The sequence below is a fragment of the Ahrensia marina genome (genome assembly GCF_042140245.1).
In the GTDB taxonomy this organism is placed as follows: Bacteria; Pseudomonadota; Alphaproteobacteria; order Rhizobiales; family MH13; genus MH13.
The window spans coordinates 3,155,212-3,177,429 of sequence record NZ_CP159483.1 but is presented as its reverse complement, the minus strand read 5'-3'; the positions used below and the strand labels follow the sequence as shown (position 1 = coordinate 3,177,429).

General features: G+C 56.5%; 22 protein-coding genes. 15 read left to right on the top strand and 7 right to left on the bottom strand.

Features of this window, described 5'->3' with window-relative positions; genetic code table 11:
* From secD to ABWH92_RS15425, 4 genes are read left to right on the top strand one after another with little or no spacing between them, the layout of a single operon-like run.
* Nucleotides 1-1,605: a protein translocase subunit SecD gene (gene secD / locus ABWH92_RS15440; RefSeq protein WP_375569859.1), complete on the top strand. Its 1,605-nt coding sequence runs from the start codon at nt 1-3 to the stop codon at nt 1,603-1,605.
* Nucleotides 1,606-1,617: 12 nt separating this feature from the next.
* Nucleotides 1,618-2,592 (top strand): protein translocase subunit SecF, encoded by a 975-nt coding sequence (secF, locus tag ABWH92_RS15435; RefSeq protein WP_375569857.1) that lies wholly within the window; start codon nt 1,618-1,620, stop codon nt 2,590-2,592.
* 6 nt (nt 2,593-2,598) lie between these two features.
* Nucleotides 2,599-2,979: an Mth938-like domain-containing protein gene (locus tag ABWH92_RS15430; RefSeq protein ID WP_375569855.1), complete on the top strand. Its 381-nt coding sequence runs from the start codon at nt 2,599-2,601 to the stop codon at nt 2,977-2,979.
* 27 nt (nt 2,980-3,006) lie between these two features.
* Nucleotides 3,007-3,858, top strand: a complete 852-nt coding sequence (locus ABWH92_RS15425; RefSeq protein WP_375569853.1) for a phytoene/squalene synthase family protein — start codon at nt 3,007-3,009, stop codon at nt 3,856-3,858.
* Here the strand turns inward: ABWH92_RS15425 and trmFO are convergent, their stop codons facing one another.
* Nucleotides 3,859-5,295 carry a methylenetetrahydrofolate--tRNA-(uracil(54)-C(5))-methyltransferase (FADH(2)-oxidizing) TrmFO gene (trmFO, locus tag ABWH92_RS15420; RefSeq protein WP_375574266.1) on the bottom strand — a complete coding sequence of 479 codons (1,437 nt, stop codon included), beginning with the start codon at nt 5,293-5,295 and terminating at the stop codon, nt 3,859-3,861.
* Between the two features lie 151 nt (nt 5,296-5,446).
* On the opposite strand from trmFO, the gene ABWH92_RS15415 reads away from it, so the two are divergent.
* Nucleotides 5,447-6,070 (top strand): hypothetical protein, encoded by a 624-nt coding sequence (locus tag ABWH92_RS15415; RefSeq protein ID WP_375569851.1) that lies wholly within the window; start codon nt 5,447-5,449, stop codon nt 6,068-6,070.
* On the opposite strand, the gene ABWH92_RS15410 is transcribed toward ABWH92_RS15415, so the two are convergent.
* Together ABWH92_RS15410 and uvrA are read right to left on the bottom strand one after the other, a co-directional pair.
* On the bottom strand, nt 6,067-6,858 hold the full coding sequence (locus tag ABWH92_RS15410; protein WP_375569849.1) for a 23S rRNA (adenine(2030)-N(6))-methyltransferase RlmJ: 792 nt from the start codon (nt 6,856-6,858) through the stop codon (nt 6,067-6,069). The genes ABWH92_RS15415 and ABWH92_RS15410 overlap by 4 nt on opposite strands.
* On the bottom strand, nt 6,858-9,767 hold the full coding sequence (uvrA, locus tag ABWH92_RS15405) for an excinuclease ABC subunit UvrA (RefSeq protein ID WP_375569847.1): 2,910 nt from the start codon (nt 9,765-9,767) through the stop codon (nt 6,858-6,860). The genes ABWH92_RS15410 and uvrA overlap by 1 nt, the downstream gene beginning before the upstream one ends.
* Before the next feature lie 231 nt (nt 9,768-9,998).
* Here uvrA and ssb point away from each other — a divergent pair, with 231 nt between their 5' ends.
* Both ssb and ABWH92_RS15395 read left to right on the top strand, forming a co-directional pair.
* Entirely contained in the window at nt 9,999-10,478 is a 480-nt protein-coding gene (gene ssb, locus ABWH92_RS15400; RefSeq protein ID WP_375569845.1) for a single-stranded DNA-binding protein, read from the top strand.
* A gap of 12 nt (nt 10,479-10,490) precedes the next feature.
* Nucleotides 10,491-10,910, top strand: a complete 420-nt coding sequence (locus ABWH92_RS15395) for a VOC family protein (protein WP_375574265.1) — start codon at nt 10,491-10,493, stop codon at nt 10,908-10,910.
* Here ABWH92_RS15395 and ABWH92_RS15390 read toward each other — a convergent pair.
* A complete protein-coding gene (locus ABWH92_RS15390; protein WP_375569843.1) occupies nt 10,907-11,722 on the bottom strand; it encodes a MerR family transcriptional regulator in 816 nt (271 codons plus the stop codon). The genes ABWH92_RS15395 and ABWH92_RS15390 overlap by 4 nt on opposite strands.
* A gap of 63 nt (nt 11,723-11,785) precedes the next feature.
* Between ABWH92_RS15390 and ABWH92_RS15385 the strand changes: the two genes are divergently transcribed.
* Both ABWH92_RS15385 and ABWH92_RS15380 read left to right on the top strand, forming a co-directional pair.
* Nucleotides 11,786-12,415, top strand: coding sequence for a LysE family translocator (locus tag ABWH92_RS15385; RefSeq protein ID WP_375569841.1), 630 nt, complete (start codon nt 11,786-11,788; stop codon nt 12,413-12,415).
* Nucleotides 12,416-12,496: 81 nt separating this feature from the next.
* Entirely contained in the window at nt 12,497-13,456 is a 960-nt protein-coding gene (locus ABWH92_RS15380) for a glutathione S-transferase family protein (protein WP_375569839.1), read from the top strand.
* Here the strand turns inward: ABWH92_RS15380 and ABWH92_RS15375 are convergent.
* Nucleotides 13,453-14,103: a MarC family protein gene (locus ABWH92_RS15375; protein ID WP_375569837.1), complete on the bottom strand. Its 651-nt coding sequence runs from the start codon at nt 14,101-14,103 to the stop codon at nt 13,453-13,455. The genes ABWH92_RS15380 and ABWH92_RS15375 overlap by 4 nt on opposite strands.
* Nucleotides 14,104-14,327: 224 nt before the next feature.
* Between ABWH92_RS15375 and gyrA the strand changes: the two genes are divergently transcribed.
* The gene (gyrA, locus tag ABWH92_RS15370; protein WP_375574264.1) at nt 14,328-17,072 is read left to right on the top strand and encodes a DNA gyrase subunit A; all 2,745 of its coding nucleotides are present in this window, start codon (nt 14,328-14,330) and stop codon (nt 17,070-17,072) included.
* 154 nt (nt 17,073-17,226) lie between these two features.
* On the opposite strand, the gene ABWH92_RS15365 is transcribed toward gyrA, so the two are convergent.
* The gene (locus ABWH92_RS15365; protein WP_375569835.1) at nt 17,227-17,559 is read right to left on the bottom strand and encodes a hypothetical protein; all 333 of its coding nucleotides are present in this window, start codon (nt 17,557-17,559) and stop codon (nt 17,227-17,229) included.
* A gap of 218 nt (nt 17,560-17,777) precedes the next feature.
* Here ABWH92_RS15365 and coaD point away from each other — a divergent pair, with 218 nt between their 5' ends.
* The 5 genes from coaD to tgt are packed head-to-tail and all read left to right on the top strand — an operon-like array spanning nt 17,778 to nt 21,661.
* Nucleotides 17,778-18,263 (top strand): pantetheine-phosphate adenylyltransferase, encoded by a 486-nt coding sequence (gene coaD, locus ABWH92_RS15360; RefSeq protein WP_375569833.1) that lies wholly within the window; start codon nt 17,778-17,780, stop codon nt 18,261-18,263.
* A 46-nt stretch (nt 18,264-18,309) separates the two neighbouring features.
* Nucleotides 18,310-18,921 carry a peptidylprolyl isomerase gene (locus tag ABWH92_RS15355; RefSeq protein ID WP_375569831.1) on the top strand — a complete coding sequence of 204 codons (612 nt, stop codon included), beginning with the start codon at nt 18,310-18,312 and terminating at the stop codon, nt 18,919-18,921.
* 36 nt (nt 18,922-18,957) lie between these two features.
* Nucleotides 18,958-19,410, top strand: coding sequence for a peptidylprolyl isomerase (locus ABWH92_RS15350; RefSeq protein ID WP_375569829.1), 453 nt, complete (start codon nt 18,958-18,960; stop codon nt 19,408-19,410).
* Nucleotides 19,411-19,430: 20 nt separating this feature from the next.
* Nucleotides 19,431-20,519, top strand: a complete 1,089-nt coding sequence (gene queA, locus ABWH92_RS15345; protein WP_375569827.1) for a tRNA preQ1(34) S-adenosylmethionine ribosyltransferase-isomerase QueA — start codon at nt 19,431-19,433, stop codon at nt 20,517-20,519.
* Entirely contained in the window at nt 20,516-21,661 is a 1,146-nt protein-coding gene (gene tgt, locus ABWH92_RS15340) for a tRNA guanosine(34) transglycosylase Tgt (RefSeq protein ID WP_375569825.1), read from the top strand. The genes queA and tgt overlap by 4 nt, the downstream gene beginning before the upstream one ends.
* Nucleotides 21,662-21,668: 7 nt before the next feature.
* On the opposite strand, the gene ABWH92_RS15335 is transcribed toward tgt, so the two are convergent.
* On the bottom strand, nt 21,669-22,208 hold the full coding sequence (locus ABWH92_RS15335; RefSeq protein ID WP_375569823.1) for a DUF4864 domain-containing protein: 540 nt from the start codon (nt 22,206-22,208) through the stop codon (nt 21,669-21,671).
* Between the last annotated feature and the right edge of the window lie 10 nt (nt 22,209-22,218).

The window sequence follows — 22,218 nt, the reverse complement described above, 5'->3', positions numbered from 1 at the left end:
ATGCTCTACTTTGCTCCTTGGAAAACGGCACTGATTGTCGCCTTTGCGATACTTTCAGTCGCCTTTGCGCTGCCCAACGCGTTCGATGAGGAGACGGTTGAAAGCTGGCCTGACTTTTTGCCACAGCAGCAAATCGTTCTTGGTCTCGATTTGCAGGGCGGCGCTCATATGCTGTTGCAGGTGGAGCGCGAAAGCTTGGTCGCAGATCGGCTGGAAGTGTTGCGTGATGATGTACGCACCTCCTTGCGCGATGAGCGCATCGGCTACACAGGTCTGAGCGTTCAAAGCGATGCTGTGCAGCTGCGCATCCGCGATTTGGATCGTGTGTCTGACGCAACCACCGTGTTGAACGGGCTAGCCGCACCGGCCGATCCCCTGTCTTTCGGCGCGCAAGACCGCGATGTTGAGGTCGATGTCGCCGCCGATGGCCTGGCGCGCCTAACGCTGACCCAGGAGGGTGTCGATGCCCGCTTAGCCCAGGCTGTTCAGCAGTCGATCGAAGTTATCCGTCGTCGTATTGACCAGTTGGGCACCACCGAGCCCACAATTCAGCGCGAAGGCCAAGATCGCGTTCTGGTTCAAGTTCCCGGTTTGGATGATCCGCAGCGTCTGAAAGACCTTCTGCAACAAACCGCCGCGCTCTCCTTTCACCTGCTGTGCGAGGATATGAGCGTTGATGAAGCGCTGCGCACACGCCCGCCGGCTGGTTGCTACCTTGCCAACTCCGTTGATGAACCCGTGCAGCCCTACCTGCTGCAAACCCGTGCGCTAATCACTGGGGACCAATTGGCTGACGCGCAGCCTGGTTTTGACCAGCAAACCCAGGAAGCGATTGTTTCGTTCCGTTTTAACACGTCCGGTGCGTCGACCTTTGGTCAGGCAACAACGGCAAACGTCGGTCAGCCTTTTGCGATTGTGCTTGATGATGAGGTGATCTCAGCGCCGGTTATACGCGAGCCTATTTTGGGTGGATCGGGCCAAATATCTGGCAATTTCACACCAGAACTTGCCAACGATTTGGCGATCCTTCTGCGCGCAGGTGCCCTGCCTGCTGACCTCACCATCGTGGAAGAACGCACGGTTGGCCCAGGCCTTGGCGCTGATTCCATCGCCGCTGGTGAAATCGCTGGTCTTATCGGTGCCGTAGGCGTTCTGGTCTTTATGGGCTTGTCGTACGGACTGTTTGGCATGTTCGCGAACATTGCGCTGTTTGTGAACATCTCGCTCATTCTCGCCGCGCTCTCAGTGCTTGGCGCGACGCTTACCTTGCCCGGTATCGCCGGGATCGTGCTGACTGTTGGTATGGCGGTCGATTCCAACGTTCTGATCTTTGAACGTATTCGTGAAGAGGTTAGGCGTGGGCGCAAAACCATCGCTGCTGTCGATGTTGGTTTCCGCGAAGCGTTACGCACAATTTTGGATGCGAACATTACCACACTGATTGCAGCTGTTATTCTCTTCCAGCTTGGATCTGGCCCAGTGCGCGGCTTCGCTGTGACGCTTGCCATCGGTATCGTGACCACAGTGTTCACCGCCTACACGCTGACCCGTCTGCTCGTCGCGCTTTGGGTGAAAACCCGTCGCCCGACCGCGCTTCCCATTTAAAGGCCGCCCGGTATGTCGTTTGCTCTGATCAAATTCCTGCCTCAGGAACCCAAGCTGCGGTTCATGGCCTATCGCAACTGGGCCTTTCCGTTTTCGGTCGTCATGATGGTTGTTTCCTTGGGCCTTTTCGCCGCCCTGGGATTAAATCTTGGTATTGATTTTCGCGGCGGCACAGTGATTGAGATCCGTACGCTGGACGGCCCGGCCGATATCGGCGGCATCCGCACGCAGCTCAATCAGCTTCAGTTCGGCGATGTCGAGGTGCAGTCCTTCGGCAACGACACCGATGTCTTGATCCGGATCCAGCAACAACCTGGTGGAGATCGCGCGCAGCAAGCCGTGGTTGAGCGTGTTCGTGCCGAACTTGGCGACCAAGCCATTGAGTATCGGCGCTTCGAGGTTGTGGGGCCGCGTGTCTCAGGGGAATTGGCTGTCGCTGGTATTATTGCCGTCGCGGCGGCGCTTGGAGCCATCTTAATCTATATCTGGGTGCGCTTTGAATGGCAGTTCGCCATCGGCGCCATTATCGCAACGGTTCACGATGTGATCTTAACGCTGGGGCTCTTCGCGGTGACCGGGCTTGAGTTCAATCTCTCCTCAATTGCGGCCATACTTACCATTGTCGGCTACTCGTTGAACGATACGGTGGTTGTGTACGACCGCGTGCGAGAGAATTTGCGGCGATACAAACGCATGCTGATCGATGATCTTTTGGATTTGTCGGTCAACTCCATGCTGTCGCGAACAATCATGACCTCGGTAACAACACTCATCGCCCTTGGGTCGCTGTTCCTCTTCGGTGGAGAGATCATTCGGTCTTTCACCGCCGCCATGATTTGGGGCGTATTGGTGGGCACTTATTCCTCGATCTTTGTCGCTGGCCCTGTTCTGGTGTTCCTGAAGCTGCGTCCCGCCAAAACCACTGGCGCCGATGATGATTCTGGATCTGGAAGTGATGATGTGGATGGCGAAAAGGCATCCTCGTAAGCGCTGATGGCGGAAGACGAAAGGTTTCTCCCAGCTCAAGCGCCCATTGATGCTGTTCTGGATGGCGGCTTTCGGTTTGGCGAGATGTCGCATCAAGGAAGCTTGATCGGCTTGCCCGGGCGAACCCAGGCCTGGACTCCAAAAGGCACGGCCTTTGAGATAAGTGCCCAGGACCTCGCGCCTGTCCTGGAGATGGCAGAGGTAGTCGATATTCTTCTCATTGGAACAGGGGCGGACATTGCAGTACTGCCTCAATCAACACTGGACACCTTGCGCGGGGCTGGTCTGGCTTGTGAAGTCAGCGCAACCCGCGCCGCCGTTCGCACCTATAATGTGTTGCTTTCAGAAGACCGACGGGTTGCAGCGGCGCTGATGGCACTCACATAAGAGGTGATCTCACCTCAAAGGCCGACTGTGACTTCCGATCCAACTATCTTTGCCACCGATCATCTGCGCACGCACGACTTCGAATGGTATGCTGCGTTGCAGTTCGCCCCCGCACATCAGCGTCCTGGCCTGATAGCGCTTTTTGCCTATCTGGCTGAAATAGCCCGCGTGCGTTCACTTGTTTCTGACCCAATGCCCGGGGAAATCCGATTGCAATGGTGGAGAGATACACTCTCAGGAGAAGCCCACGGCGCCGTTGAAGCCAATCCTTTAGCGTCGGCACTGTTGCAGGCCATTGACCATGACAAGCTTCCCACCGCGCCACTGCTGGCCGTGCTCTATGCACGCACGTTCGATCTCTACGATGATGCGATGCCGTCAATCGCAGACTTTGAAGGGTATGGCGGGGAAGTGTGGTCAAGCCCGATGTCGCTCGCTGCATCAGTGCTATCAGATAAGAGTCCTGCCGAGTTTGCTGACATTGCAGGCCATGGTGGCGTCGCCCTTACAGTTGCGAGAACGCTTGTTCACTTCTCGACTTGGGCGGGCAGGGGGCAGTGCTTCCTGCCGACTGACCTGATGCAAACGCATGGTTTGGAGCGAGAGATGTTCGCTCAACGCAGAGTAACGCCCGCCCTGACCGAGACACTTCGTGCTTTTTCAGCCTATGGTTTGAACCACATAGATAAGGCAAGCGATGCGGCGCGAGGTGGAACGAGAAGTGCCAATTCGGTCTGGCTACCGCTAGCTCTGGCGCGCAGAACCCTGCAGGACGTTACCTCTTGGGCGCTCAATCCTTTTGTGCGACCGCTCACGCGACCAAAATGGCAGCGGCTGTTTGGGCTATGGCGCGCCTCGAAGAGACATCCAGTTTTTTAGTCACTCGGCCGCTTGAGGCAAGACCGCATCGAGCGAGCGAACCCAAGTGTCACTATGGTCTAGCGCACGTTTGGCCAAGGCCTGTTTGCGTGCCAGACCTTTGGCTTTGCCTTTGATCCGCTTGCCTTCTTCATCCACCAATGGCCCCTCATGCGGAGGGAATAGGCCAAAATTAATGTTCATCGGCTGGAACGAACGCGGCTTGTTGGACTGCGCATCCGCCTCGTCGACAACATGGCCGCCGGTGATGTGCGCAACCAGAGCACCAAGCGCCGTGGTTTGTGGTAGGTCAGGCAGCGTAATGCCCAGCCGTTCAGCGGCGGCAAGACGCCCAGTGTAAAGCCCGATACTGGCGGACTCTACATAGCCTTCGCACCCTGTGATCTGGCCGGCAAAACGTAACCGCGGCTGCGCTTTCAGCCGCATTTGAGCATCCAAAAGCACCGGCGAGTTGAGGTAGGTGTTGCGATGCATGCCGCCAAGGCGGGCAAACCTTGCTTCTTCAAGACCTGGGATCATCCGCAGAATATCCGACTGTGATCCATATTTGATCTTGGTTTGAAATCCGACCAGATTGAACAGCGTGCCAAGTGCATTGTCTTGCCGAAGCTGTACCACCGCGTAAGGCTTGGTGTCCGGGTCGTGCGGGTTGGTCAGGCCCACCGGTTTCATGGGGCCAAAGCGTAGGGTCTCACGTCCCCGCGTTGCCATCACCTCGATCGGTAGGCATCCATTGAAGTAGGGGGTGTCCTTCTCCCAATCCTTGAAATCATGCGCGTCTGCTTCAATCAGGGCATCGATGAACCGGTTGTAGAGCACCTCGTCCATAGCGCAGTTGATATAGTCCTTGCCCGTTCCCCCAGGACCGACCTTGTCATAGCGCGACTGGAACCACGCCTTTTCCATGTTGATGGACTCGGTATGAACGATAGGGGCGATGGCATCGAAAAAGGCCAGCGAGTCTTCGTCGGTGAGTTGCAAAATCGCGTCAGCAAGAGATGGCGCGGTAAGCGGGCCCGTTGCGATGATCACGCTGTCCCAGTCTTCCGGCGGCAGGCCGGATATCTCGCCACGTTCGATGCTGATCAGTGGGTGGTCAGCCAGCGCTTGAGAAACACCATCGGAAAAGCCATCGCGGTCGACAGCCAAAGCACCACCGGCAGGCACTTGGTTCGCGTCTCCTTGCCCCATGATGAGCGAACCAAGTTTGCGCATTTCTGCATGGAGAACGCCCACAGCGTTGGATGTTGCATCGTCTGATCGAAACGAGTTTGAGCAAACCAACTCAGCCAAACCGTCTGTCTTATGCGCGTCGGTGCCTGAATGGCCGGCGCTTCCGCGCATCTCATGCAGAACAACGGGCACACCCATCTGCGCCGCCTGCCAGGCAGCTTCGGAGCCGGCAAGTCCGCCGCCAACAACATGGATAGGTTTCATGGCCATTGCCGTTCCGTTTGGTCTTCGAAGCGTTGCTTGTAGTGTCCCGTCTGCAACGCGGCAAGCCAATCACGCGAGGGTGAAGGGCGCGCATCTTGCCGCGCCAGACCTTCATTGCTAGCCAGATAGCGTCATTTCTCAGGAAGTATTCGTGTTCGCTTCTCGCTCCGCTCTCTTTGCAGTCTTCGCTGCCGTTGCGCTTTCAGGCTGTGTGTCATCAGGCACAAGTCCGATGGCGTGGTACGCAACACAAGATGCACGCACGCCCAACGGTTTGAGCCTTGGTATCTGCCACGCTTTCGGGTGTCAGCGCCAGACAACAGTGCGTCTGGCGGAAAGTGATGTGGCCGTGCTTGCTGGTATCATGGAGGCCGGTCGTGAAAGCCCACAGGCAGAACGCATGGCCGTCCGCCGCGCCGTCATGTGGATGGAAGAGCGCGTGGGGCCTACCGTTGGGTCGCACAACGATATTGGTGGTCTAGACATGCAGAACGCTGGTGTGCCCGGGCAAATGGATTGTCTGGACGAAACAACCAACACCACCACAACGCTGCTTCTGCTTGCTGAAAACGGTCTATTGACCCACCACACCCCAAGTTACCCGGTAGCGCGCGGGTTTTTCCTTGATGGCCGCTATCCGCATGCCACGGCCGTCATGACTGAAACCGCGTCCGGCGAGGACTGGGCCGTTGACCCTTGGCCCTATGCCAATGCTGAAGATGTGGACGTGATGCCACTTTCAGATTGGTACAACACCTGGCCCTACGCGAGCTAAGTCTCAATCAGGGTCGAAAGGTCAATCACCTCGTCAGCCAAGGTGTAGGGTGGATTGATCGCGAACACGCCGCTGCCGATCAGCCGATGACCGTCGCCAGCGGCCCTGAACTGCACCTCATGGCGTAGTGTATCGGCAAAGCCGATCTGCTCAATCTCATCCATCATCTCATCCTGCTCACCGTTTGTCAGGATCGGATACCAAAGCATGATCACCCCAACGGGCCAAAGGCTATGCAGACCTTCTAGAAAACTGGGCAGGCCCGTGAAATCATGATCGAGCTCATAACTTGGATCTATCATCATCACCCCGCGCCGCGGCGTCGGCGGACAGCGCCGAGCAGCCCAGGGAAATCCGTCTTCCTTGTAGATGTGCACACCTGATCTCGGCATCACCTCGCTCAAGGCCGCGTGCTCCTGGGGGTGAAGTTCGGCCAATTGCAGTCGATCTCCGGAGCGCTCGATGTTGGACGTCAACATCCGTTCAGCAATCATTGGTGAACCAGGGTAGGAAGTTTCACCGTGCTCGGCGCGAATGGCCTCTACGACACGCCGATAAGGATGATCTGTTGGAAAACGCGCCAGCAACTCAGCCACACCATGCGCGGCTTCGCCGGTTTTTTTGGCTTCGCTCGAGCCAAGGTCATAAAGCCCGCGACCTGCATGGGTTTCCATGTAGGTCAGTGGCTTAGGCTTACGCCCCATATAGGTAAGCACCAGTGCAAGGATGGCGTGTTTGTGCACGTCCGCGCGGTTACCCGCATGATAGGCGTGTTGGTAGGAGAGCATTACTCTGCCGCCACAGACTTCGCACCGCCGCGCGCTAGGACTTCCGCCAGATACTGTCCCGTGTAAGAGCGAGGCTCTTTGACCACCTGTTCTGGCGTGCCCGATGCCACAAGCTCACCGCCGCCATCGCCGCCTTCCGGTCCAAGATCAATGATCCAGTCGGCAGTTTTGATGACTTCCAAATTGTGCTCGATCACAATCACGCTGTTACCCTGATCGACCAGCTCGTGCAGCACTTCCAGCAGCTTGGCTACGTCATGGAAGTGCAGCCCCGTGGTTGGCTCATCAAGTATGTATAGCGTGCGCCCTGTGGAGCGTTTGGAAAGCTCTTTGGCAAGCTTTACCCGCTGCGCTTCGCCGCCCGAGAGCGTGGTCGCCTGTTGACCCACCTTGATGTAACCAAGGCCTACGCGATTGAGCGTTACCAGCTTGTCGCGCACAGCAGGGACAGCAGAGAAGAACTCCGCACCTTCTTCCACCGTCATATCCAGCACATCGGCAATCGACTTGCCTTTGAACTGGATGTCGAGCGTTTCGCGGTTGTAGCGCTTGCCATGGCACACATCGCAGGTGACGTAGACATCAGGCAAAAAATGCATCTCGATCTTGATAACACCATCGCCCTGGCAGGCCTCGCAGCGCCCGCCCTTCACGTTGAACGAGAAGCGTCCGGGGGCATAGCCACGCGCCTTCGCTTCTGGCAGTCCAGCAAACCAATCGCGGATGGGTGTGAAAGCACCCGTGTAAGTTGCCGGGTTTGATCGCGGCGTACGGCCAATAGGTGACTGGTCGATGTCGATGACTTTATCGAGAAACTCCAGCCCGTTGACGCTGTCATGCGGGGCAGGGTTCTCGCGTGCACCATTCAGACGCCGCGCCGCGACCTTGTAGAGTGTCTCCAACAGAAACGTAGACTTGCCGCCACCCGAAACACCGGTCACGCAGGTGAAGGTGCCAAGTGGAACGCTTGCATCGACGCCTTTCAAATTGTTGCCGCGCGCGCCTTTGACCTTGATCGACTGGCCTTTCTTGCCTTTCCGCCTTTTCGAAGGCACGGGAATGGCCTTTGTGCCCGACAAGTACTGCCCGGTGAGTGAATTGGGGTTGGCCATCACCTCCTGCGGTGTGCCCTCGGCCACGACCTCTCCGCCGTGGACGCCAGCTCCTGGGCCGATATCCACCACATAGTCGGCTGTGCGCACGGCATCCTCATCGTGCTCGACAACAATCACCGTATTTCCAAGGTCCCGCAGATGCTTCAGCGTTTCGAGCAGCCGATCATTGTCGCGCTGATGCAGACCGATGGAGGGTTCATCGAGCACATAGAGGACACCGGTCAGGCCCGAGCCGATTTGTGAAGCCAGACGAATACGCTGGCTCTCGCCCCCCGACAGCGTGCCCGATGAGCGTGACAGCGTCAGATACTGTAGGCCCACATCATTGAGGAACCGGAGCCGATCCCGTATTTCTTTCAAGATCGCTTTGGCGATGGCGTTCTGTTTGTCGCTTAGTTTTTCTGGCAACTCATCGAACCAGACATTGGCTTCACGAATGGAGAGCTTGGCGGCCGTCCCGATATGTTCGCCCGCCACTTTCACGGCCAGTGCCTCTGGGCGCAGACGATTACCATCGCAGACCTCGCAAGGCCGACTTGATTGGAAGCGCGAAAGCTCCTCGCGCACCCATTGGCTGTCGGTTTCGCGCCAGCGGCGCTCAATATTGCCAATCACGCCTTCAAACGGCTTGGAAGTTTTGTAACTACGCAGACCATCATCATAGGTGAAGGTGATGCTGTCCTCGCCGGACCCGTAAAGGATCACGTCCTGAACTTTCTCAGGCAGATCGCTCCAGGCTTTGGCCATCGACGCCTTATAGTGGCGACAGATCGCATCCAGTGTTTGCGTGTAATAGGGGGACGTGTTGCCGGTTTTCGCCCATGGTGCCACGGCCCCTTGGCGCAGCGAGAGCGATGGGTCGGGTACGATCAACGCCTCTTCAAACTCCAGCGTTGTGCCCAGACCATCACACGTGGGGCACGCACCTTGCGGCGAGTTGAAGGAAAAGAGCCGCGGCTCAATCTCGGGGATCGTAAAGCCCGATTCCGGGCAGGCAAAACGCTCGGAAAACACGATACGCTCTGGAAGCGGCTCGCCCTCTTTCAAATCAGCATATTCAGCCACAGCCAACCCATCGGCGAGCTTCAGCGCTGTTTCAAAACTGTCAGCAAGCCGTGTTGCGATATCCTCGCGTACAACGATGCGATCTACCACAACGTCGATGTCGTGTTTGTACTTCTTGTCCAGCGCAGGCGCGTCCGCAATCTCATAGTAATCGCCGTCGATCTTGAGCCGCTGAAAACCCTGCTTCATCAGTTCGGCGATATCTTTGCGGTACTCGCCTTTACGTTGCCGCACGATAGGCGCCAGAAGATAGAGCCGCGTGCCTTCGGGCAGCGCCATAACCCGGTCCACCATTTGACTGACCGTTTGGCTTTCAATCGGCAGGCCTGTTGCCGGTGAGTATGGAATGCCAACGCGCGCCCAAAGCAGGCGCATATAGTCGTAGATTTCCGTCACGGTGGCGACGGTTGAGCGTGGGTTTTTGCTGGTGGTTTTTTGCTCAATGGAGATAGCAGGAGACAGCCCGTCGATCTGATCGACATCTGGCTTTTGCATCATCTCTAGGAATTGACGCGCATAGGCCGACAGGCTTTCCACATAGCGCCGCTGGCCTTCGGCGTAGATGGTATCAAAGGCGAGCGAAGATTTGCCTGACCCGGAAAGGCCGGTCATCACCACCAAGCTGTCGCGTGGGAGCGTAACGGATACGTCTTTCAGATTGTGTTCGCGTGCGCCCGACACAGTGATGTGTTTGGACGAGGGGCGGGGAGTGGAGGGTGTGCCTGCCATGAACTGTCTCAATGCGGAAGGGGGTGGTGCGACGCCTTAACGTAGGGCATCTCACACGAGTCAGAAGAGTGAACAAATATAGAACATCTCTTGTCTCCTGACACAAGAGCCTATAGGGTGTGGAAAACTGTGGTGAGGCCAGGTCCGCCCTTGCGGGCGTTGGCATGCGCGGTCACACCGAAAGGTATGGGGCACACCGGTGTGTGCCTAACAGTGCAAGGAGTTCAAGGTATGGCTGGTTCGGTGAACAAGGTCATTCTGGTTGGCAATCTGGGCGCCGATCCAGAGGTTCGCAGCATGCAGTCTGGTGACAAGTTGGTGAACCTTTCTGTGGCGACATCAGAAACATGGCGTGATCGTCAATCTGGTGAGCGGCGCGAGAAAACGGAGTGGCACCGCGTCGTCATCTTCAACGAAAACCTTGTCAAAGTTGCTGAGCAATATCTGCGCAAAGGTTCTAAGGTCTATCTCGAAGGCGCCTTGCAAACCCGCAAATGGCAGGACCAGAACGGGCAAGACCGTTATTCCACAGAAGTGGTGCTGCAAAAGTACCGAGGTGAACTCACTATGCTCGATGGTCGCAATGACCGCCAAGGGGGAGATGCTGGTTACGGCCAAGGTGGTGGCTATGGCGGTGGGCAGTCCATGCCACAGGATCGTGGGCCTGCCCCGGCTATCGGGTCGGATATCGACGATGATATTCCGTTCTAAACCTCAGGGATGATCCGCCAAACGCTCCTGCACGTCGCGCTTGTTGTTCGCGACTATGACGAGGCGCTGGCCTTCTATGTTGGCAAGCTCGGCTTCGACCTGATCGAGGATACCTATCAGCCCGAGCAGGACAAGCGTTGGGTCGTTGTCGCGCCGCCCGGTGGGTCATCGGGCACATTGCTTTTGGCCAGGGCCTCGAAGCCGGAACAAGAATGCTTCATCGGCGATCAAGCTGGCGGGCGGGTGTTTCTCTTCTTAAAAACCGACGACTTTGATCGCGACTACACGCGTTACGTTGAGGTGGGCGTGGAGTTCGTCCGCCCACCAACGCAGTTTGACTACGGAAAAGTCGCCGTTTTCAAAGACCTGTACGGCAACCTCTGGGACTTGGTGGAACATGTCCCAGATCATCCACTTGCAGAGCGCTTTTAGGAAGCATCGCTCAGCCGAGCAGCGTGAGCTTTCATGGCAGTTGGCAGCCATTGCGAGAAACCGTGGGCAAGACGCTCATAGCGCGCCACGAAATCGGGATGCGAGAGGTAGAGATCTCCCAGACCGGTGATACCTTCAGCAGGGCAGGGCTTGCCCCATAGCTTGGCCATCAGGGCTCTTTGATCCTCCAAGACGACGTGTAGATCGGTGTGGTCAGGTTCCAAGCCACCCTCATAGGCTTCAACCAGCCGTGCCTCGATGATCTGCAATGCCTCCATCGCGCCCATTATGCCTTCTGGCAGACTGGCGATCGCAGCCTTGGATGTCGCGATCTCGCCAGCCATTCCTGAACCATACGTGTCGATGAGCCAGTTTTCATACTCGGCCTGCGTTTCTGCAGAAAAAGGGGTGTAGAGGTCTTGATTGGCCATGGTGGTTTCTTCCATCAGGTGAGAAATTGTGGCGTCGAGCGTGGCAATCATGTTGGCTTGTCGTTCAGCTCGCCTAACTAGCTCGGAGCGATGCTTTTTGAGCCGATCCAGCATAGGCGTTGGCCCATCGAGCAAAGCCTTAATGTCGGCAAGGCTAAGATCGGTGGCCCTGTAAAACAGGATTTCTTGCAAGCGGAGCAGTTCAGCTTGCTTGTAGTATCGATAGCCGTTGGGTCGGATCAGTGCTGGCTTAAGCAGTCCGATGGTGTCGTAGTGGTGCAGCGTACGCACTGAGACGCCCGACAGTTTGGCAACGTCACCGACGGTCAGCGGCTCTTGTGCGTCCGGTTGCTTTGGCAGAGGATAGGTACTCTTCGTCATGGCGACCTTATCGGGCCTCACGAAAGGTGAGGGTCAAGCGCCAAAACTCAAAAAGTTTGCAACATGTCCATTGATACTTGGCTTCTGTACCTCGTGACCCTGCTCGCCTTCATGGTGACGCCCGGGCCAAGTCATCTGTTGATGCTCTCCAATGCGATGAGCCACGGGTTTCAACGTTCATTGGCCACGGCTGCCGGTGACCTGACAGCCAACTGTCTTCAAATGCTAGCCGCCGGCCTGGGTCTCGCTGCTCTTCTTATCGCCTCACAAGGTGCAATGACCGTCGTGAAGTGGGCGGGTGTCGCATACTTGACATGGATGGGTGCGCGCATGTGGTTGCGCGCTTCGGCAACCCGTCGCGGCACAGTTGCTGTGGCATCCCCTAGACTTCGGGCCCTTTGGTTTCAGGGCTTTCTGACGTCTGCGGCCAATCCTAAAGCGGTGGTGTTCTTTGCGGCACTTTTCCCGCAGTTCATGGATGCTGAGCGCCCATTTGTTCTACAGTTCATCATCCTATCGGCAACATACATCGTCATCGATGGTGCCTTTCTGGCAGGTTATGGCGCCAGTGCCAGTTGGCTTGCAAAGCGGTTAAAACGCGCTGGCAAGGCTGTGCTGGATCGCATTGGTGGAAGCTTTTTGATTGGCGCTGCATTTATGCTCGGGTTGAAGACACTTCGTGACGCGCGGTGAACAGTCTGTTCGCACCAGTTGGCTTGACCCAAGTCGTGCAAATCATCACCTGCTTGGCCAACAACCACCACGGAGTGCGCCATGGGATATATGGTCGAAGGCATCTACCATACCGGCGATGATGTCACACAGACACTGCCGACCGGAGAATGGGAACGCAGTAAGAGCACGCTTCGCAACTGGATTACGCGCGACGGAGCGCCCGGTCCCACCGGCGAGGGTGGGTTTAAAGCCGAAAATGATCGCTACCATCTGTTTGTCGCGTGGAACTGCCCTTGGGCACATCGTGCGTTGTTGGTTCGGGCCATCCTAGGTCTTCAAGATCGGATATCCGTCTCTTACGCCAAACCCAACCGAACCGACCAAGGCTGGGCCTTTGACGCGGTGGGCCCTTTCGCTGATCCGCTTTTTGGCGCCAAGGCCGTACACGAGATTTATGGTCGCGATGCGAAGCCCTATACCGGAAGGCTGACGGTTCCAGTTCTCTGGGACAAGCAGGCAGAACGGATCGCGAGCAATGAGTTTGCCGATATCGTGCGTATGCTCAACGATGCTTTTGGCGGCGAGACAAACCTTTATCCACCAGCCCATGCCGACGAGATAAATCGTTGGAACGAAACGATCTACGCCACCATCAACAATGGTGTTTATCGTGCAGGCTTCGCCTCATCGCAGGACGCATATGAACAAGCTGCTTGGGCTCTGTTTGATGCACTTGACCGCCTTGATGATCATCTTGCTACCAGCCGCTACCTCTGTGGCGATGTTTTCACCGAAGCTGATGTTCGCCTGTTCCCAACGTTGGCTCGCTTCGATGTGGCCTATCACTATGCCTTTCGTTGCAATCTGAAGAAGCTGAGCAACTATCCAAATCTGTGGCCCTACGCACGCGAAATCTATCAGATGCAAGGTGTGGCCGACACCGTGCGCTTCGATATCTACAAGCGCGGCTACTTTTCAGCCAGTGAGAAGCGTAACCCACTCGGCATCATCCCAATTGGCCCATCGGTTCCTAACTGGCTGGAACCGCACGGTCGCTAAAGCACCACCTGGTTCGCGGCCACCACGAGCTGCGTCACCCCATCGGCGACAAACTGCACAGCCAATGCCGAGAGTATGACGCCCAGCAAGCGTGTTAAGATGATACGCCCTGTGTTACCCAACATGCGCTCAATGCGTCCCGCCAGGAGGAAAACCGTGAGGCACGCGAGGATGATAACGAGCAGCACGCCCACCAAAGCGCCCGTGCCAGTCCATCCAGCCAACTCGTGCGCTTCGTGCGACAGCAGAACCATCGCTGCTATGGCGCCCGGACCGGCCATAAGGGGAATGGCCAGTGGAAAAACGGCGATGTTTTTAATGTGATCCTTGTCGATGGCGCGGGTCGCGGTGTTGTCACGCCGTTCAGTGCGCTTTTCAAACACCATTTCAAAGGCAAGCCAGAAGAGCAGAATGCCGCCCGCAATACGGAAGGCTGGTAGGCTAATACCCAGTGCATCCAGGAATGCCTGCCCGCTCAGACCAAACACCAGCAAGATGCAAAAACCAATGATACAACCGCGAACAGCCACTTCGCGGCGCTCGGATTTGTCCATGCCGCGCGTCAAGGTCACAAACAGCGGCGCAAGGCCAATCGGATCGATGGTGACGAGCAAGGTGATAAAGGCATTTGAGACAAAATCGAGCATGATCAGCCACCCCTTACAGGTGTAACAGCAAGCTGCAAGAGCCAGCGAACGCAAGCAACTGGATGAGCGGTTGAAAACCGCTGGGATTCTTTGTGTGCAGGCCTTGAATCGGCTAACAAAATCAGACGAAACAACGATGAGATTCGCACGTGGCTGACGACACGAACAATGAAACGCCTGATGATGGTGATGGCGCAAGAAACAGCGGTGCCTCAGGCAGCGAAATGAGCGACATTCGCTCCGTTTCCATCTCCGGTGAAATGCGAAAGTCCTATCTCGATTACGCGATGAGCGTGATCGTTTCGCGCGCTCTGCCGGATGTTCGCGATGGTTTGAAGCCAGTGCATCGGCGCATCCTCTACGCGATGCAAGAGGCTGGCTACGACTGGAACAAAGGCTATCGCAAATCGGCCCGCATTGTAGGCGACGTCATTGGTAAGTATCACCCACACGGTGATCAGTCGGTTTATGATGCCCTTGTGCGCATGGCGCAGCCTTTTTCGATGCGGCTGCAACTGATTGATGGACAAGGTAATTTTGGCTCAATCGACGGTGATCCACCTGCCGCAATGCGTTACACGGAGGTTCGGCTCGCCCGACCTGCGCACTCTCTCGTCGAAGACCTGGATAAAGACACTGTCGATTTCCAGGAAAACTACGACAACACCGAGTCCGAACCGACTGTCTTACCCGCGCGCTATCCAAACCTGCTTACCAACGGAGCTGGCGGGATCGCTGTGGGGATGGCGACCAACATTCCTCCGCACAATCTCGGCGAGGTGATCGACGCCTGCAATGCCATGATCGATGACCCTGAGATCGATCTTGAGCAGCTTATGGAGATCATGCCTGGTCCAGATTTCCCCACTGGTGGATTGATTCTGGGACGCACTGGAATCCGCAACGCGTATGCGACGGGTCGAGGCTCGATCATTATGCGCGGTAAAGTGGATGTTGAGGAGGTGCGCAAGGATCGCCAGGCGCTTATCGTCACCGAGATACCCTATCAGGTGAACAAGTCATCGATGATCGAGAAGATCGCCGAGTTGGTGCGCGACAAACGCGTCGAGGGTATTGGCGATATTCGCGATGAGTCCGACCGCGATGGCATTCGCGTCGTGATCGAGTTGAAACGCGATGCGGTTGCCGAAGTGGTGTTGAACCAGCTTTACCGGTTCTCGCAGCTGCAATCCACATTTGGCGCCAATATGGTCGCGCTCAACGGCGGCAAGCCTGAGCAGATGAACCTGACTGATATGCTCTCAGCGTTCATCTCTTTCCGCGAAGTTGTGATCACCCGGCGGACCAAGTTCCTGCTCGCCAAGGCACGAGATCGGGCGCACGTTTTGGCAGGTCTTGCCATCGCAGTGGCCAATATTGATGAAGTCATCAAGCTCATTCGCTCTGCCCCAGACCCGGCCACAGCGCGTGCTCAGCTTATGGAGCGTGCTTGGCCGGTGGGTGATATTCGCCCACTGATCGAATTGATTGCAGACCCACGCTACATGGTGAGTGAGGACGGGACGTATACCCTGTCTGAAACACAAGCACGCGCCATTCTTGATCTGCGCCTGCAGCGTCTGACCGCTCTTGGTCGTGACGAGATCGGCGACGAGTTACACAAGATTGCCGATGAAATCCGCGACTATTTGGAGATCCTCGGCTCTCGGGCACGCATTCGCGCGATCATCAAAGAAGAGCTGGCAGAAGTGCGTGAGCTGTTCGCCACACCACGTCGCACGGAAATCACTGAAAGCGATGCAGACTTCGAGGATGAAGACCTCATTGCCCGTGAAGATATGGTGGTGACTGTTAGCCATGCCGGCTACATCAAACGGGTTCCGCTTTCAACTTATCGTGCGCAACGCCGCGGCGGCAAAGGTCGTTCTGGCATGTCGACACGCGATGAGGACTTCGTCACCCGTATCTTTGTCGCCAACACGCACACACCTGTGCTGTTCTTCTCTTCTGATGGCCAGGTCTATCGCCAAAAAGTGTGGCGCTTGCCGCTCTCTGCTCCGCAGGCGCGCGGCAAGGCGCTGGTGAATATTTTGCCCTTGTCTCAAGGGGAACGGATCACCTCCATCCTCCCGCTGCCTGAGGATGAAGAAAGCTGGGCAAACCTCGACGTTGTGTTCTGCACCAATGTTGGCTCGGTGCGGCGCAACAAGCTGTCTGATTTCCAACGCATCAATCGCAACGGCAAGATCGCGATGAAGCTCGATGAGGGCATGAGCATCCTATCGGTTGATGTGTGCACGGATCAGGATGATCTGCTGCTCACCACTGCTATGGGTCAGGCCATTCGTTTTGCTGTGTCCGATCTTCGCGTCTTCCAATCACGGGACTCCACAGGTGTGCGTGGTATCAACCTGGCTGAGGGTGATAAGGTGATCGGCATGTCCGTTCTTCATCACTTTGATGCCACTCCCGCACAACGCGCGGAGTACATCAAACGCCGCCGTCTTATGGAGGGCGAGGTGGATGACGCTCCTGTCGTCGATGAGGAAGATGCTGGCGAGGGCGCAGCCGAACTCACCGAAGCGGATTACATTGCCATGTCTGCCGCTGAGCAGTTCATCCTTGCGATCTCCGAGAACGGATATGGCAAACGCTCATCCAGCTTTGAGTATCGCGTGTCCGGTCGTGGCGGGAAGGGTATCACAGCTATGGCTGTCACCCCGCGCAACGGGCCCATTGTTGCCTCTTTCCCTGTTGAGCATGCTGACCAGATCATGATCGTTTCCAACAACGGTCAACTCATCCGTGTGCCGGTTGATGGCATTCGTGTTGCTGGCCGTGCAACGCAAGGTGTCACGGTGTTTAATGTGGGCTCCGACGACAAGGTGGTGTCGGTTGAGCGTGTGTCTGAGCCTGAAGACGATGCAGAAATCGGCGTTGATAGTGAGGGCGGGCAAGCTGAATCTGATTCAGAAGATGAACCGCCAAACCCCACTGACGAGGCATGATTCAAAGCCTTATAGAGTGTCGCTAAGACACTGACCCGAAAATAAAAAACCGCCTCTCCTTCTGACAAGAGAGGCGGTGGCGTTGGGAGGTCAACTTGAATCAGTTTGGCAAAAGAAGTCTTTTTGTTATCGGCGTCGCTTGTGGCGTTCAGTCTTAGCGGGCTGCGACTTCAACTGGCTGTGCTTTGGTCACAACGGTGAAGCCGTGATCGGCATCATGCATCGTCATGGAGATGGTCCGGTCGATGCCAGTGTTGTTGCTCGATGCTGCAATCCAGGCGGCGCACCCGTCCGTAAAGTGTGGCCATGCTTGGCCTGAGCAAAGATCCAGTTCGGCAGCCCCCAGGCGCACATCAACACTCATGGAAGGTGCAGCCTGTTCGGCGCTGGAGTTGGCCGGAGATGTCGTGGCCAGCCACATGCCCATCAGGACGGCGATGAGAACGGCGATGGAAGTCATGGTCAGTGTCTTGGTCAAGGTGATCATAGGTCTGCTCCGTGTCTTCTTGTTTGGTTTCAACGTTTCTTGCTGCTGGTCAGTTCCAACAGAACTTCGATGAACCCACTCTGAACCAGGCCGTCAGTGTTTCCTGTGATGAGAGTCACCATTTAACGTTTCGCTGTTTTTTGGTGCGTCCGATGCGCTGCTTGCGCCGTCTAGCAAGCGCTTGCTAGGACGGTGCCAGACAACAAAGGCAGTGGCGTATGAAGCGAGTTGCTCTTTTTCCCGGGTCGTTCGATCCCATCACCAACGGTCATGTGGATGTTATCCGTGCTGGGCTTGCTTTGGCTGATGAGGTGCTGGTCGCCATCGGCCAAAATCCAACCAAGTCACCGATGCTCTCTGTTGAACAACGGCGGACTTTGATCGAAGGGCTCGCCGAAGAGCTGGGCGGGGCAGGGCGTGTTCGCGCCACGGCCTTCTCAGGTTTGCTGGTAGACTTCGCGCGCGATCACGGAGCCTCCATCCTTTTGCGTGGACTGCGCGATGCGTCTGATTTTGCCTATGAGATGCAGATGGCTGGCATGAATGCGACCATGGCGCCTGAACTGGAGACGGTTTTCATCCCTGCGCGCCCAGCCAATCGCCACGTTACTGCCACGCTGGTACGTCAGATCGCTTCAATGGGTGGCGATGTCAGTCCCTTTGTGCCAGAAACCGTTCGCGACGCACTGGCGACAATCAACTAGTTGGATAGCGCACAGGCGCACCCAACTACTTTTTATGAGAAAGTTCATGATCCCAACATCCGTGTTCCGCACGCCTGCTATGTTCGCCGCGTTCGCGCTGCTTGTTTTCACCGCATTGCTCATGCCTGCCTCTGGCTTCGCCCAAAGCAGTTCAACACCCGCAGCTATCGCTGATCTTGATCCAAGCAATGTCTTGGTAATCGAGGTTGATGGTGGCCCGATCTACGTCGAACTTCTGCCCGATGTGGCTCCACAGCATGTGGCGCGCATTCAAACGCTTGCCCGGGAAGGCTTCTACGATGGTGTTGTCTTTCACCGTGTGATCGATGGTTTCATGGCGCAAACTGGCGACCCTACCGGCACCGGCACAGGCGGTTCTGGCTATCCGGACCTGCCTGCCGAGTTCTCGCAAATCCCATATGAGCGCGGTGTTGTTGGTATGGCCCGCACCAATGACCCCAACAGTGCCAACTCTCAGTTCTTCATCATGTTTGGCCCAGCCGCCAGCTTGAACGGCCAATACACCGTGTTTGGTCGCGTGGTCGCCGGCATGGATGCGGTCGATGCGATTAAAAAAGGCGATGCGCGCCGCAACGGCATGGTCACTGATCCGGATGCCATGATCCGTGCCCGCCTTCTTGCCGACCTCAACGGCTAACGATTTCATCATTCAAGACCAGAAAGGGCCGCACCTATGGCCGATTCCAACACCCTCGTTCTCGACACTTCCAAAGGTGAAGTCACCATCAAGTTGCGGCCTGATCTGGCTCCAAACCATGTTGAGCGCATCAAAACGCTTGTCGGCGAAGGCTTCTATGATGGTGTGGTGTTTCACCGTGTGATCGATGGTTTCATGGCACAAGGTGGCGACCCCACCGGCACTGGCATGGGTGGCTCAAAGCTTCCTGACCTTAAGCAGGAGTTCTCCAGCGAGCCCCACGTGCGCGGTGTTTGCTCCATGGCACGTTCAGCCAACCCGGATAGCGCCAACTCGCAGTTCTTTATCTGCTTTGGAGATGCACGTTTTCTCGACGGTCAATACACCGTCTGGGGCGAAGTGACTGAAGGCATGGAAAACGTGGACCAGTTCGCGCGCGGTGAGCCAGTACGCAACCCTGATCAAATCAACTCTGCCAAGCTGGTCTAGCCGACAAGACCCTTTGACCCATGCGGGTTGATGCCTTCGATTTCGAACTGCCTGAAGAGCGGATCGCGCTGCACCCAGCCGATCCACGCGATAGCGCGCGCCTGCTTGAGGTCCATGCCGACGGCAGTTTTGGTGATCAGATCGTTCGGGATTTGCCTGGGCTTTTGCAGCCAAATGATCTGTTGGTCCTCAATCAAACGCGCGTCATACCGGCCCAGCTGTCTGGGGTCCGCACGCGAGAGGGCGCAGAAGTGTTGCCTGTATCGGTCACCTTGGTCGAAGCTCAAGATCAAGGCCAGCTGCTTTGGAAAGCAATGGCGCGGCCTGGCAAACGCATCAAGCCAGGCGACACGCTGTCTTTCTCTGGCGATGGGCCTGCCCAGCTTGTCTGCACCGTGGTCGACAAAGGCAAGGATGGCCTAATCACCCTTGCGTTTGAAGGCTCCGCAGAAAGCTTTGCCAATGCTCTTCAAACCGTCGGGATGCCCCCTTTGCCGCCTTACATCGCGGCCAAGCGAGGTTATCTGGATGAGGATCGGGATGACTATCAGACCGTTTATGCACGGACGGAAGGCTCAGTGGCTGCACCAACGGCAGGCCTGCATTTTACCGATGATGTGTTTTCCGCACTTGATGCCAGAGGTATCGGCCGAGCCTTTGTCACGCTGCATGTCGGTATGGGAACATTCTTGCCTGTGAAGGCTGATGATACCAAAGACCACACCATGCATGCCGAGTGGGGAGAAATCACCAAACAGGTCGCCGACCAGATCAATCAAACGCGCGCCTGCGGTGGTCGTGTTGTGGCCGTTGGAACAACCAGCCTGCGTATTCTGGAGAGCGCAGCGCTAGACGATGGCACGGTTCAACCGTTTCAAGGCGAGACCGATATCTTCATCACCCCTGGTTACCGATTCAAAGCCATTGATGGCCTAATGACCAACTTCCATTTGCCCCGTTCCACGCTGTTCATGCTTGTGTCGGCTCTGTGCGGCCTTGAGCGGATGCAAAACGCCTATGCACACGCCATTGCCAACAGCTATCGCTTCTACTCCTATGGTGATGGATCCTTGCTCTGGAATGCACAGGCGGGGAAAGCGCCGGTATGAGCGGTTCGTTCGCGTTCTCGGTCTTGCACACAGATGGCAAGGCCCGCCGAGGCCAGATCACCACGCCCCACGGCTTGGTGCAAACACCTGCTTTTATGCCGGTCGGCACAACGGGCACGGTTAAGGCAATGTACACCGATCAGGTGCGCGAAACCGGTGCGGATGTCGTGCTGGGGAACGTTTATCACTTGATGCTGCGACCAACTGCAGAGCGTGTGGCGCGCCTTGGCGGCTTACACACCTTTATGCGTTGGCCGCACACGATCCTGACAGACTCTGGCGGCTTTCAGATCATGTCGCTTGGTGCTCTGCGCAAGCTGAATGAAGATGGTGTCACGTTCAAATCCCACGTGGATGGTTCCAAACACTATCTTTCGCCGGAACGATCCATGGAAATCCAAGGGCTTCTGGGTTCCGATATTCAAATGCAGCTTGATGAGTGCCTGAAACTGCCTGCTGAACGATCTGAAGTCATACGCGCCATGGAACTGTCAGCTCGTTGGGCAGCGCGGTCCAAAGCCAGGTTCGAGGAGCTCGGTGGCCCGCAAAAAGGGCAGGGGCTCTACGGTATCGTGCAAGGCGGGACGGACATCGAACTGCGCCTGAAATCAGCGGAGTTGCTCACCGACATTGGTTTCTGGGGCTACTCCGTGGGCGGTTTGGCTGTTGGCGAACCTCAGCATGAGATGCTGGCCGTGCTTGATGACACGTGTCCAGCATTGCCCGAAGACAAGCCTCGTTATCTGATGGGCGTTGGGACACCCGACGATCTGGTCAAGTCGGTCGCGCACGGCATAGACATGTTTGACTGTGTGATGCCAACACGCGCTGGTCGCCATGCCACAGCTTACACGCGCTTTGGTAAGATCAACCTGAAAAATGCCCGGCACGCCGATGACCCACGCCCATTGGACGAGGAAAGCAGTTGTCCGGCGACACGCGACTACTCGCGCGCTTATTTGCACCATTTGGTGAAGAGCAATGAGTCTCTTAGCGGCATGCTGATCACCTGGAACAACATCGCCTACTATCAAGATCTGATGCGCGGCGCGCGAGATGCCATTGCGACCGGCCAGTACAACGATTATCTGGCTGCCTGCACGGACGGCTGGGAGCGCGGTGACATCCCGGCCGTTGGCTAGGCGTCTTCTAGATTTGGCGCTCGTTCTGGCGACGTAAAAAGACGCCAGAAATCAGGAGGTTGCCATCATGTTCTTCGGCGAATGTGTAGAGCCCGCGCCAGACTTGGCCATCCTCCCCGACAAATTCCACCTGTTGTGCCGGGCCCTCCGGGGTGAGAGCCGAAGCTGCAAACGAAAAGCTTTGTGGGGCGTACACTGCCGGATAGCCTTGCTCGACCATGCGAACGAACATGTTGGCAGTGGGGAAGCGCATCTTGATCGGTTCAGCTGCAAAAGCGTAGGCGGCATCGGCATCCTCAGCCAAAAACGCATCAATCTGGGCGGTGATAATCTCTTGCATCTGATTGACTGTTGCAGGCGGCACCTGCGACGCGGGGGCCTCCTGAGCGCGCAAAACCGTGGCCAATACCAGGGTCATTGCAGCAAAGGTGGCTAAGCTAAAAAGAACAACGCGATAGGTGCGTGTTATATGCTCGTGCATAGACGCGACACGCGCGATGGATGTCCGAGAACGCTGGTTCGATACGCGATTGATGGATTGTGGCATAAGAAAACCC